This is a genomic window from Pseudoalteromonas sp. S2755 (assembly GCF_005886535.1).
Lineage (GTDB): Bacteria > Pseudomonadota > Gammaproteobacteria > Enterobacterales > Alteromonadaceae > Pseudoalteromonas.
The window spans coordinates 1-10,236 of sequence record NZ_PNDS01000096.1 but is presented as its reverse complement, the minus strand read 5'-3'; the positions used below and the strand labels follow the sequence as shown (position 1 = coordinate 10,236).

20 protein-coding genes are annotated in these 10,236 nt (G+C 46.2%); 4 read left to right on the top strand and 16 right to left on the bottom strand.

Features of this window, described 5'->3' with window-relative positions:
• The 3 genes from CWC03_RS23660 to CWC03_RS16045 form a co-directional block, all read left to right on the top strand.
• The coding region (locus tag CWC03_RS23660; RefSeq protein ID WP_212748156.1) for a hypothetical protein at positions 1-215 on the top strand (215 nt) is incomplete at its 5' end.
• 9 nt (positions 216-224) lie between these two features.
• Positions 225-701 (top strand): hypothetical protein, encoded by a 477-nt coding sequence (locus tag CWC03_RS16050; protein ID WP_249314054.1) that lies wholly within the window; start codon positions 225-227, stop codon positions 699-701.
• A 278-nt stretch (positions 702-979) separates the two neighbouring features.
• Complete coding sequence (locus CWC03_RS16045; protein WP_138582740.1) at positions 980-1,219, top strand: hypothetical protein; 240 nt, start codon at positions 980-982, stop codon at positions 1,217-1,219.
• Between the two features lie 14 nt (positions 1,220-1,233).
• On the opposite strand, the gene CWC03_RS23495 is transcribed toward CWC03_RS16045, so the two are convergent.
• The 16 genes from CWC03_RS23495 to CWC03_RS15980 all read right to left on the bottom strand — a co-directional run bounded on the left by CWC03_RS23495 (position 1,234) and on the right by CWC03_RS15980 (position 8,651).
• The gene (locus CWC03_RS23495; protein ID WP_017217405.1) at positions 1,234-1,389 is read right to left on the bottom strand and encodes a hypothetical protein; all 156 of its coding nucleotides are present in this window, start codon (positions 1,387-1,389) and stop codon (positions 1,234-1,236) included.
• Positions 1,383-1,532: a hypothetical protein gene (locus tag CWC03_RS23490; RefSeq protein ID WP_017217404.1), complete on the bottom strand. Its 150-nt coding sequence runs from the start codon at positions 1,530-1,532 to the stop codon at positions 1,383-1,385. The genes CWC03_RS23495 and CWC03_RS23490 overlap by 7 nt, the downstream gene beginning before the upstream one ends.
• Positions 1,533-1,535: 3 nt before the next feature.
• Positions 1,536-1,916 (bottom strand): hypothetical protein, encoded by a 381-nt coding sequence (locus CWC03_RS16040; RefSeq protein ID WP_010605414.1) that lies wholly within the window; start codon positions 1,914-1,916, stop codon positions 1,536-1,538.
• Positions 1,909-2,310, bottom strand: coding sequence for a virion protein (locus tag CWC03_RS16035; protein ID WP_249314053.1), 402 nt, complete (start codon positions 2,308-2,310; stop codon positions 1,909-1,911). Before CWC03_RS16035 ends, CWC03_RS16040 begins: the two co-directional genes overlap by 8 nt.
• A 56-nt stretch (positions 2,311-2,366) precedes the next feature.
• Positions 2,367-3,884, bottom strand: a complete 1,518-nt coding sequence (locus tag CWC03_RS16030; RefSeq protein ID WP_138582739.1) for a hypothetical protein — start codon at positions 3,882-3,884, stop codon at positions 2,367-2,369.
• 1 nt (position 3,885) lies between these two features.
• Complete coding sequence (locus CWC03_RS16025) at positions 3,886-4,707, bottom strand: hypothetical protein (RefSeq protein WP_010605417.1); 822 nt, start codon at positions 4,705-4,707, stop codon at positions 3,886-3,888.
• Positions 4,700-5,059, bottom strand: a complete 360-nt coding sequence (locus CWC03_RS16020) for a hypothetical protein (protein ID WP_138582738.1) — start codon at positions 5,057-5,059, stop codon at positions 4,700-4,702. Before CWC03_RS16020 ends, CWC03_RS16025 begins: the two co-directional genes overlap by 8 nt.
• Complete coding sequence (locus CWC03_RS16015) at positions 5,056-5,271, bottom strand: hypothetical protein (RefSeq protein WP_138582737.1); 216 nt, start codon at positions 5,269-5,271, stop codon at positions 5,056-5,058. The genes CWC03_RS16020 and CWC03_RS16015 overlap by 4 nt, the downstream gene beginning before the upstream one ends.
• A complete protein-coding gene (locus tag CWC03_RS23890) occupies positions 5,268-5,390 on the bottom strand; it encodes a hypothetical protein (protein ID WP_017217398.1) in 123 nt (40 codons plus the stop codon). The genes CWC03_RS16015 and CWC03_RS23890 overlap by 4 nt, the downstream gene beginning before the upstream one ends.
• Before the next feature lie 3 nt (positions 5,391-5,393).
• Entirely contained in the window at positions 5,394-5,714 is a 321-nt protein-coding gene (locus CWC03_RS16010; RefSeq protein WP_138582736.1) for a hypothetical protein, read from the bottom strand.
• A gap of 9 nt (positions 5,715-5,723) precedes the next feature.
• The gene (locus CWC03_RS16005; protein ID WP_138582735.1) at positions 5,724-6,533 is read right to left on the bottom strand and encodes a major capsid protein P2; all 810 of its coding nucleotides are present in this window, start codon (positions 6,531-6,533) and stop codon (positions 5,724-5,726) included.
• Between the two features lie 273 nt (positions 6,534-6,806).
• The gene (locus CWC03_RS16000) at positions 6,807-7,106 is read right to left on the bottom strand and encodes a hypothetical protein (RefSeq protein WP_138582734.1); all 300 of its coding nucleotides are present in this window, start codon (positions 7,104-7,106) and stop codon (positions 6,807-6,809) included.
• 8 nt (positions 7,107-7,114) lie between these two features.
• A complete protein-coding gene (locus CWC03_RS15995; RefSeq protein WP_138524035.1) occupies positions 7,115-7,765 on the bottom strand; it encodes a P-loop NTPase family protein in 651 nt (216 codons plus the stop codon).
• Positions 7,740-8,156, bottom strand: coding sequence for a hypothetical protein (locus CWC03_RS15990; RefSeq protein WP_010605424.1), 417 nt, complete (start codon positions 8,154-8,156; stop codon positions 7,740-7,742). Before CWC03_RS15990 ends, CWC03_RS15995 begins: the two co-directional genes overlap by 26 nt.
• Entirely contained in the window at positions 8,153-8,464 is a 312-nt protein-coding gene (locus CWC03_RS15985) for a hypothetical protein (protein ID WP_138582733.1), read from the bottom strand. The genes CWC03_RS15990 and CWC03_RS15985 overlap by 4 nt, the downstream gene beginning before the upstream one ends.
• Entirely contained in the window at positions 8,457-8,651 is a 195-nt protein-coding gene (locus tag CWC03_RS15980) for a hypothetical protein (RefSeq protein WP_138582732.1), read from the bottom strand. Before CWC03_RS15980 ends, CWC03_RS15985 begins: the two co-directional genes overlap by 8 nt.
• A 1,198-nt stretch (positions 8,652-9,849) precedes the next feature.
• Between CWC03_RS15980 and CWC03_RS15975 the strand changes: the two genes are divergently transcribed.
• Positions 9,850-10,128, top strand: coding sequence for a hypothetical protein (locus tag CWC03_RS15975; protein WP_249314052.1), 279 nt, complete (start codon positions 9,850-9,852; stop codon positions 10,126-10,128).
• Positions 10,129-10,236: the final 108 nt, after the last annotated feature.

Here is a 10,236-nt window from a genome sequence, read left to right as displayed (position 1 = left end):
TTTACGTTATGTTAAATGGCTTATTTTGCGACATTTTGACGGTCGTTGTACAGTTGAATCAAAAATCCCCCTCTAAGCCTTGTTTTTATAAGTTTTCTCGTTTTCCTGTATCATTAGCAAAATTGATTGTTCTAAATTTATTAATCGAAAAATTTCATATAAAAACCCACTTCCGTGCAGGACGCTCGACGCAAAAACAACGTCAAAGGAAGTAAGGATTGATGATGACTGACTTTAAAGAGTTACTTTTCAGAGCGGGATTTATGAATTTTGGTAAGCTTAACCGCAAACAGGTTTGTGAGTTCTTATTAGTTAAAGAGCGCACGCTTGAGCGTTGGATAAGTCAGAATAAACCTTGTCCACGTGCAGTAAGGATGCTTGAAATGCGCATTGATGGCCGTGTTTCTAATCACCCTGAATGGCGTGAATTTAGAATATGCCGAGACGGCTATTTATGGACGCCTCGCGGCTTAAGGTATGAACCAAATTACATAAACAAAATAGACTTTTTGCAGAAGTCTACCCATTACCATGAAGCGCAGACAATCGCGTTACAGGCAGAAATTGACCACTTAAAGGACTTGGTTGGGTCACGCGAAAAGCTCAAGGAAATGGGACGGGATCTGATTGAAATATCAGACCGCTTTAGGTTCAAGGATGCCATGCTCAGGTTTGAGCAGAAAAAGGACAAGTCGGCTTAGTATTTTGGGTCACATATTGTGGCCCTTTTTTAATTTTTGATAGCAAAAGTTCAATCCCCGGGCGTTACTCGATCGAAATTTTGATAGTAAAACCCCCTTTTTGTTCCTGGCTCTTTTGCCAAAAAAGATTGCAAACTAAACTTTATGACGATATGGTCACCATTAAATTATGCAATCATTATTAATCCTGGAACTGTGCCGGCTGTTTTAAAAATGATTGTAAACTAAGCGTCTCGAGTTTGCTGCAGGCGCATTTATTGATAGCAAAAGGAAATATTATGGCTGTTACTTATCGCCCTGACGATAATCGTATTAAAGAGATAAACTGGCTTAAAGATCATCTTGGTATCTCTACAACAACTAAACTCATAGATTATCTAGTTGACCAGTACAGAGCAGATCAGGCAAAAATGAGTGCGCTACAACGAGATTTATACGAAGCAAGAAGCAAGTCTGAATCAATGGAATATGCGGTAAGTAACTTTAAGGAAGCCTTTGAAGAACTAATGGAGATTTGAGGGGGCTACCCCCCTCATTTCAGAGCCTCATCCAAAGCCCCTACTAATTCATCATCCAGTTTGTTGTTGCTCTTGGCCGCTAGATGCTTGGCCGTTGCTAAACAGACTCGTTTGATGAATGCCTCTGTGGCCAACTTCGTTAACAGGTATTTTCCTAGTGTGGTTAGCATATCTTTGCCTCCAATTGTTTGATGCGCTCGTCTTGCGCGTTAATAATGACTTTCAGCCAGTTGATATCGTTTTTTAGCGTGGCGATGGTGGCAATAGAACCGCAGACTTGCACACCAATTACCACGATAGTAGACATGTCCATACCCTATCCTTTATCAATCATATCTAATGCCTGAGCCGTTACGATTTGGCCGATTAGCGGCTGGTATCGTGGCCTAAGCTGTAAGTTTCCGTCGAACAGTCTTTCTAGATAATCCATGTGATCATCATGTGTCATCGACATTGCTTTTAACCACGTCTTATCCCTAACGGTATAATCTGGGTTCAGTTTGTCTGGGTCTAAAACGAAGCCCGCATTGGGGTACTTAATATAGTTAGAGCCATTAGCAGCGAATTGGATTTCAGCCAGTACGCTGGCGACAGACTTGGTAAACGGTTTACTCTCTACCTTGAAGTAGTTATATACCCACCACACACCGTACAGCGTGGCAAATAGACTGACATTTTTTGAAATGAAATTACCCATTGAACCCCCAATCGAAGCCACGTTGAATGGTTTCCATGCTGTATGGCTGTTCGCCGTTCTCCATCATTATCATGGCTTCCATGACTTTCGGGTATTCCGCTTGGGCCAGTGGCCTGTCACTTGGAATACCAGCACGCTTTGACACAAAATTGATGTAGTTTTGTGTTTTGTTTTCTGACGGTGGCGCCCAACGGGAGATAATTCCGTTGATGGTTGTGCGGCCATGTCTAAAGGCGTAGGTGCGCAATATGCGCCCTGCTGCTCTTAGTCCATGTTCTACCGTTTCGAAGATAACAAAGCGGCCATCATCGCCTACCATGCCAATCCAATCTTCGCCTTTTTCGATGTTCAGCGGGTTGTTATTACGTATGCCTTTTGGTGAACCGGTCTTCATAAAATATCCTCCTAGTAATATCAGTCCTAATGCTAAAAACAGGGTTTTCTGCTGCATCAAATCACCTCTTTCAGCACCCTGATTGCTGATATTGCACTTGCTTGTGATACCTCAGTGTCATATAGGCGCGCTCTATATCTGCCATCAGTATTTTTGGTTAGTGGATAGGTAATGAATAAGTTTGTGCTGAAAGTACCAAGCACCGTACCGCTGCCAAAATCAGCATTGTCGCTCGGGATAGGCATAAAGGTGACGCCATCATCTTCAGAGATAAGTTGCTGACCGCCTTTAATTGCATATACCGCCCCACGGGATTGTGCCGCAACGTATTGGACGTCAACCAACTCAGTAATAACGGTAGATTCACGGTTAAAAACAAAACCTCTGTTACCCGCGGTTGCTGTTATATGTGTACTACTGAATCGCACATCAGGATATGACGCGATAGAGCTAAATACATCACCAATTGGTCGCCCTAATGCATGCGGGAATGTTTCACACACACCTGACGCGCCTGTTAAATCATAAAAATATTGATTGCCCGGCGAGTTACAAATGGCATAAACGCGCTGGCGGTACTTATCGTAAAACGTCTTACGAATTGCTAAATTACTCTCTGACGAAATGGTAAATACTGGCGTAGTTGTATCGCTTGGTGTGTACCATCCGCTTGCGCTCCCCCAGTTGTATGCAATGAATCGTGTGCCGTCATACAGCAGCTTTTTCCAATTCAGCGGTACTTTTGCTTTCAGCGTGTCGTACTGTGCGACTTTCTGACCCATTTCATAGACCATGATTAGGCCATTTTCATACAGTGCAGCTACACGGTCTTTGTCATAATCAACCACTATTACATCAGCAATATCGCCCGTAAGGTTAAGCAGATTTGCCCCTTGCTCGCTCATACGGATAACACCATTGATTCGATATTGGCTAATGTGCTCCTCAACGATGTATACCGCATGAGCTGTTGAGACGCACGCCTCATAATCAGGTAGCTCTGCACCGTAATCACCACCATAGCGCCCTTCATTTCCATCCAATGCGTTTACTGTGGTATATGTGCTACCAGAGATATACAAAGGCGGCTCATTGATAGAAACGTATAGCTCCGATGAGCCTTCTACTTTGCACGGAGTACCAGCACGAACGGGGATCCCCGTTTCAGGTGAACACCCCTTACCGCCATACCAAAAGTCATGCGTGTCACTGAACAACGTAACAGCAAGCCGCTTTGCTTCAAATGGCAATATGCGCTGTGTTCCACCATAGTGCTCAGACAGAAACGAGTAAGTTTGGTTATTCCCTTTCGTTGGTGAGTCATAGCTTAAGCGGTGTTGTGATACCCACAGTTCAATTGTCTGCGGCTCTTTAGACTGCAATACAATGCGGTTAAAGAGTTTATTTGTGGTGATTTCAAACCCAGCCTTTGCACTGGTTTGAAAAAGTTGCTCACCTTGTGGCGTTAGCGCCACGGCACTAAACTCTGACTCAGAGTTGATGACTTTGAAAAACTGTCCTTCAACCAAAAAGTCATTTGGAAAATTCGACTCTATATTGATATTCATTAACATCTTATTTTCTCCCTGCCATCATGGCGACAACGGTTACACCAACGACACCCACTACGACATACATCATGGTTTTATTGGTTTGTAAGGCGAGTTGTTGGCCGTCACTGCGGCTCATATCGTCAACGAACTGAAGTGCTTGCTTGTGCGCTAGTCGGCTTTGGTCGGCTGCATCGCCGTAGGCATCACTTAGTGCGTCTTGTGTACTACTAATGGCAAGCCCTGCTAAGTCTGCATTACTGGCCGCAACATCACGGGCTAAATCGCTGGTCGCGTTCGCAGTGAAGTACGCCATTTCTGATACACGTTCATTGCTGTCATTCACGGCATTAACTGCATCCCCAAATAGGTTGGATGCAAAGTCGTTATTGGCTGCGTGCATGTCATTTGCTGAGTTGACTACCGCACGGGCTAAGTCGCCATTTTCCAGCATGGCCGTATTGGCTGTGTCGCTGGTAAATTGCATCGCATCGAGGGCTAGATTTCCGCCCATTTCCAGTGCATCTGCACCAAAATCAAAGGCGCGAGCGCTGTTATTCTCTGCAAAATCCAGCGAATCGCGGTTAACATTAGAGCCAAAATTAAATGCGTCTGAGAGTGCATCAGATGCAAACTGTGTTTGATAATCGGTCATCGTTTGAAACGTATCGGCCATGTCTGCACCGATGTTCGACATTGCGTTTACTAAACCATGATCTGTTTGTTGAATGTTGTATGTGTTGCCGTCCCCAACATTCATAAAGCCGTTGTTATCCCCCTGAACCCCAAACGAAACACTGGTGTTATTGGTGGACTGACGGCTGGTACTATTGGATTTACTACCCATTGAGAACCATCCTGTAAACTAAGTAACCGTTGATATCGGTCATTTCATATTGAAAGTGGTAAGCGCTAAGTAGGCGAGCCAGTGCCCGCCTTTTGGTATGAAATACGATTGAGGGGGCGCTGAGCTTTTTGGCAATTTGAACGATGTAAGGCGCCAACTGACCAAGGGAGCTGCCCTCGGCACACACGACACATAGGCCGTCTTGGTCGTTACGTAGTACCGCATAGCAAGCGTTGTGATGGATAAAAACTGCGTGTCTGGCTCTTATCTCTTGTGCGATAGCTTCATAATCTGCGGGACTTCCAGCCGCCCGTTTAATCCGCCACAGCTCGCTAATTGGTGCTATGTTCATTTTTTCAAAAGGAAAAGCGCCACTAAGGCAATACCGCCAATAATCAACAACTGATTGTTGTTATTGGTGCCAAAGGACACCCCGCCACCTGTGAACCCGTTACGCTGCGTTTGGTCACCTGTCGATGAGCTAGCGCTTGAGCTAATGGGACTGCCCGCCCCATTGGTCAAACTAGGCATTCCGCCCATCGCAGCCCCCATTAACGGCATCATTGTTCACCCCCTGCGGTGTACTTGCGGTAAAGGCTGCGTACTACTTCGGCCAGTAGTGCACCACCTGCGGCCACAGCCACACCATAGGCAAAATATTTCACGTTTCTTGGTGTCTGCATCGCTTATTTCCTTAGCAGTAAGCCAACCACCAGAAGACCACCAAAACCAAGCAAAAGCGTCTTTTGCGGTACACCAAATACAAGGGTCTCTTGCTGAGTTGTATTAGGTGTTGTTTTTGGAGTCTCGACCTGAACGGCTGCGCCATTTTCTAGTTCAGGTGTGGCGGCATGTTCCAGCCGCCCCTGACCTGTCGAGTTCTTACGCGCCTTGACCGCCTCGAAATTGGCGTAAGCGCCAACTGCATCACTAAGGAATCCACCGACCTGACCCAACCAAGAGGTTGGCTGCGGTGAACCTTGTGGCAGCATGGTTTGGTTAGACATTTAGCCCCCTTAGAATGAACTTGTGGCAAAGTCATCAAAGTAATACACCGCAACTTCTGCCTGTATTTCCTGCGTGCAGTCCACACGTAGGCGCATATCTCGAATAGCGGGATCTAATTTCAAGGTGTTGTACTTGTCACCCTCAAGACAGAAGTCGAGATAAAACTCGTCTGCGATTGGTGTGCGGCCATTCTGGCGCATGATGTGCTTGTGCAGCTCTAGCGGCACTGACTCACGCCACTTCACGTTGTCGACAAGAAATTCAACCCCTTCAACACCCGGTGCTTTAATCGCAATCGCCATGATGCTCGCGTTCGTTGGGCGTGGTAGGTTGTCGATTTCAGTACGGCCATTGTTTAGCTTGTACACGAACGTTCTTCGCTTCATCAAAGTACCTGGCACGTTGGCCGCTGACTTTTCAGCAAAGCACTCGATAACTGGCGCTGTGGCTTCTTGCGCAATGTCAAAGCGAATTTGTGCGGTGTTTAGCCCATTCGTACCCAATGCAAAGAAGCGCTGCTCAATGAGTTCAGGGTAAAGCGCACTGGACATGTCATCGCGTACAAAGTGCCACGTTGCAATCCCTGCTTTCACTTCACGCTTAAAACGTGTGTTTTCTTCGATGAGGTCTTGCAATGTGCTGTACTGCGTAACCAATCGGCCATTAAGTTCAAGGCGCACGTTGGTAATTTGTGACGGTGTTACCCCTGAATACTGCATGTGAATGCGGTCATAGGTCATGCCGATTGGTAATGTCTGAGACACACTGGCTTTAGGTGCTACACCTGAAATGGTTGGTAAAGCTACAATCTCGCGCATCTTCTACCCCTTAGTTGATTAGTCGTTTAACTGGGCGAAGCGGCGAGGCTTTATTGATGACCGCGAGAATAGCGATTGTCATACCTATAGTGATAAGGCGGTTTTTACTAAACATGTATTTATCTCCGTTATTGTCTGAATTGACAGCGCGAAGATATGCCCTTTTGCTATGGGCTGTTTGGGCTATAACTAAAGCTATTTTTGGTGGGTAAAGTTTTTTTGTCGGTAGCTTTAGCTAAATTATTTTTGAGGCAACCCCTTGGCTTGGGTGCTTTAGTCAATTCTGTAGTTACTGAGTGGTATGGTTTTACCGTCTTCGGTCACGAAACAATGAAACGATGTGTAATGCGTTTTTAAGCCCATCGTTTCACCTACATCTAGGCACATACTCTCACCAAGGAGCTGAGCACACCAAACAACCCCCAAGGTAATTAATACGCAGGCTACAAACCCAATTAAAATGATTGCCATGAACTTACCGAATAGTTGCTCTATCAAATCGAAGATAAAGCCAAAAATAAACAACGGTGCCATGAACAGGCGGAGCATGAGATCAAATATATATAAAATCATAGTTATCCTTAAAACTTGATAGTTTCCATTGTGGCCGCATCCGTCCCTTTACGGATCCAATATTGAACCTGTTTGCGGTGGATGTTTTGAATTGATTGTAGTTTCTCTAGCGTAATGCCCATTTCAGCGGCCATATACTTAGCGCTGGCCGTTGTCTTGAGTGCGCCACACCATGTGTATTCCACTTGGTTCATAATCGTTTTGTCCGCTTCCTGCGGGCGCTGAGTGATAGCGCATAGCCGCCCACCATATTTGCGCACCTTTCGGCATAACTGCCCCCAATGGAAACTCGCTTTACTCACCCGTGTAACGTCTGCGATTTCATCCGCGATTATCGTCATTGGTGCAGCAGCATGAGCCAGCGCAAAGGCGATTGCCGAAAACTGCTCGAAGTTTTCCTCTGTAGGCGCTACAGTCAAGGCGCACCGTATAGGCCCGAAGCCGCTCTTTTTAGCGAGTTTTAAGAATGCCTCAAGGCTGCGTACTCTTGGGAGTGGGTAATCTTCTTCAGGGTCCCATGCAATAATCCTACGCTGTTTAAAATCCACCGTTTCACGTAGGAACGCAGATTTACCACTACCAGAAGCACCAACGATGAGAATGTTTTCATTCGGTAATGATGGGTCTTGCCGCTTAGCTGGCCGCTTTGCTCTGGTCATCTTCACCCCCGTTAATTTCGATTTCTTCTTGAATTTGCATATCTGTGATAATGCGCGGTGCAAAAATGCCTGTAACTACGGCCACAGCCGCCCACGTTGGCGATAGATTCATATCTGGCACGAGTGCATCCATTGCTTTGCTCAGTTCTTCGGCTTCCTCTGGTTGCAAGTTCCAGTGCTCACCGTTACGCCTTGCCATGTAACCTGTGGCAAACTTTGCGACAATCACGGTCATATCGCCTGCGCCCACTGAAACGGACTGACCACCGCCCTCACTTGCCATTATCTCGCCCGTTATTTCTGGGCTGTCTGTCTCAAAGCTTGAAAAGTCTGGTTGGCCTAGTTCTTCTGCAATTGTGTCTATTGCTTGCTGATCTGCTTCGTTGCTCATGCGTCGTCATCTCCAAATAAAGCGGTAAATATTCCTGATTTTTGTTTTGCAGCTTTGAGCTGTGCTTCTCTGGCAAGCTCTGCGGCTTCATGGGCGGCTTCTTCAGCCTCAGCGCCAGTTAATGGGCGCATATTGTTAGTGAGCCACCATTGACCGCCCTCTAAGGTGATCTGTACGGTTCCACACGGGCCATTAGGGCCGTCGTAGCATCGGTAGTACAATTTTGCGTTTCGGCTCGCCTGACGGTGTACTGTGGCGTCACTGCCGCAATGTGGACACGTAACAACGCCCAAAACTTCATTAGCCATTCGCGCCCCCTTTTTGATGCTCGGGTTCAAATACAACGCTGCACAGCATCGCGATGACCTTACGCTGAGACTTAGCCAGTGCAATTGCTGGCGCTTTGATGTTGAGCGGGCTGGCCTTTTCTACCTGCTTTTCAAGCACAGCTGTTCGCTCTAACTCATTGAATATCTTTGATTTTATATCACTCAAAACTCTATCCTTATGATTTTATTGAAAAAAACGAAAATTGTGGATAAGTGGACAGAATCCCTAGCGGGATTGCTGACACACTTACCGCACAACCCAATAAGCCGTGGATATGTGGACAAAAGCCCTTGCGGGCTTGTTGACGCACATACCGCACCGCCCTATAAGATTTTTTGTTTGCTATGAAATGAACAGGTCATGTTTTTTAGCGCCCTGCGGGCGCGATAATGAAAGCCCTTGCAGGGCCTTGCTCCTCACTTACGCCCTTGGGGTTGTATGGGGTGAAAATAACCCCCTTTTCACCCCAGAAAAAGGATGGCCCCTCGCGGGGCGATTCATTGGGTTTATAATGCCTCCCGTAGGTCGAAGCTCTTCACCCTTGCTACATCTTCGCTGCGCTTCAGATGCAGCAAGCCCCTTACGAACCGCTAAAGAACTAACCGAACTGAATCGGTATCTAAAGCTAATCGTAATGTCGGCGCTGCATCTGAAACGCGATAGGTAGGCTTGGCAAGTAACGCTAAAGCTAGTGTTACTTGCCAAGCCCTGCTTCAGATGGCGGGACGTTGTGGTAAACGTTCCGCAAGAGTGACTATTCAAGAGCTTTCAACCTAACGCTCCCCTGTTGCCGCCTGCTCACTCTCATAGCTTTGGCCGTATTCCTAGTGGTCATGAGCGGGAGTTTGCGAAACTCCTATTATCCCCTTTGGGCGCTTCTCCTAGCCGTAACGCTATCGCTTCGTACAGGTGGGGCTACTGACAATGTTCCCGTGATAACCCCATTCGGGCACTCAACCCGCACGGCTAAAGCGTACTGCTCCACTTACACTATGATCCAAAGCAAATACGAAACCCTAAAGCCGTTTATTTAACGAGTGCTAATAGCTAAAGCTACCGTGATAGCTTTAGCTATTAGCGCTAATTCATCGGCTTGATATGTTTTTTAAAGTCTTGTTCATTGGATCACCTTGGCTTGGTTATGGGTAAATATTCACCTTGGCTTAATTTTTGTTTTGAAAAATAGCTACTGAGTAAACACTCAGTAGCTAAAGCCAAGGGATTGTTTCCAGTTGAGAAAACCAGTAACGGAAAGGAAGTTATCACCCATGGTGGGTTATATCAACATGATGGGTGATAGTGAAAACCATGCTTACTACGTCTACAATCACAGATAGGGATTTTAATGATGATGAGAAAACTTATGAAAATAACCAACTCACTGGAACTGCTTGATTGGTTTAAAACCGTGATAGATGTTGAGTCCGACTACATGGTTCACAAACTCACAGGGCTTCGAACGCAAACACTTAGCGCTGTTAGGACAGGGAAGCGTGAGTTTTCAGAATTAAATGCACTCAAGCTACTTTTAGTGGGTGACCATCCAGAACCCCTTGAAACCGTTGCTGTTATTGAAGCTCACAAGGCGAAATTAAGAGGTGACGAAGAAGCGGCAAAATTGTGGGAAGATAGTGTTGCTTAGGCAGCATTTTACCCCCGTAAATTTGCGGGTAAACAGCATGTTAAACCCGCGCCCCTACTGGCTTGTATTTGGGTGGTGAACCTGTGTTTTACGTTATGTTAAATGGCT

What these genes read in the sequence shown, in the direction of transcription:
- CWC03_RS16050 (WP_249314054.1), top strand. Translation starts at nt 225, where the DNA reads ATGACTGACTTTAAAGAGTTACTTTTCAGAGCGGGATTTATGAATTTT.
- CWC03_RS16045 (WP_138582740.1), top strand. Translation starts at nt 980, where the DNA reads ATGGCTGTTACTTATCGCCCTGACGATAATCGTATTAAAGAGATAAAC.
- CWC03_RS23495 (WP_017217405.1), bottom strand. Translation starts at nt 1,389, where the DNA reads ATGCTAACCACACTAGGAAAATACCTGTTAACGAAGTTGGCCACAGAG.
- CWC03_RS23490 (WP_017217404.1), bottom strand. Translation starts at nt 1,532, where the DNA reads ATGGACATGTCTACTATCGTGGTAATTGGTGTGCAAGTCTGCGGTTCT.
- CWC03_RS16040 (WP_010605414.1), bottom strand. Translation starts at nt 1,916, where the DNA reads ATGGGTAATTTCATTTCAAAAAATGTCAGTCTATTTGCCACGCTGTAC.
- CWC03_RS16035 (WP_249314053.1), bottom strand. Translation starts at nt 2,310, where the DNA reads ATGAAGACCGGTTCACCAAAAGGCATACGTAATAACAACCCGCTGAAC.
- CWC03_RS16030 (WP_138582739.1), bottom strand. Translation starts at nt 3,884, where the DNA reads ATGTTAATGAATATCAATATAGAGTCGAATTTTCCAAATGACTTTTTG.
- CWC03_RS16025 (WP_010605417.1), bottom strand. Translation starts at nt 4,707, where the DNA reads ATGGGTAGTAAATCCAATAGTACCAGCCGTCAGTCCACCAATAACACC.
- CWC03_RS16020 (WP_138582738.1), bottom strand. Translation starts at nt 5,059, where the DNA reads ATGAACATAGCACCAATTAGCGAGCTGTGGCGGATTAAACGGGCGGCT.
- CWC03_RS16015 (WP_138582737.1), bottom strand. Translation starts at nt 5,271, where the DNA reads ATGATGCCGTTAATGGGGGCTGCGATGGGCGGAATGCCTAGTTTGACC.
- CWC03_RS23890 (WP_017217398.1), bottom strand. Translation starts at nt 5,390, where the DNA reads ATGCAGACACCAAGAAACGTGAAATATTTTGCCTATGGTGTGGCTGTG.
- CWC03_RS16010 (WP_138582736.1), bottom strand. Translation starts at nt 5,714, where the DNA reads ATGTCTAACCAAACCATGCTGCCACAAGGTTCACCGCAGCCAACCTCT.
- CWC03_RS16005 (WP_138582735.1), bottom strand. Translation starts at nt 6,533, where the DNA reads ATGCGCGAGATTGTAGCTTTACCAACCATTTCAGGTGTAGCACCTAAA.
- CWC03_RS16000 (WP_138582734.1), bottom strand. Translation starts at nt 7,106, where the DNA reads ATGATTTTATATATATTTGATCTCATGCTCCGCCTGTTCATGGCACCG.
- CWC03_RS15995 (WP_138524035.1), bottom strand. Translation starts at nt 7,765, where the DNA reads ATGACCAGAGCAAAGCGGCCAGCTAAGCGGCAAGACCCATCATTACCG.
- CWC03_RS15990 (WP_010605424.1), bottom strand. Translation starts at nt 8,156, where the DNA reads ATGAGCAACGAAGCAGATCAGCAAGCAATAGACACAATTGCAGAAGAA.
- CWC03_RS15985 (WP_138582733.1), bottom strand. Translation starts at nt 8,464, where the DNA reads ATGGCTAATGAAGTTTTGGGCGTTGTTACGTGTCCACATTGCGGCAGT.
- CWC03_RS15975 (WP_249314052.1), top strand. Translation starts at nt 9,850, where the DNA reads ATGAAAATAACCAACTCACTGGAACTGCTTGATTGGTTTAAAACCGTG.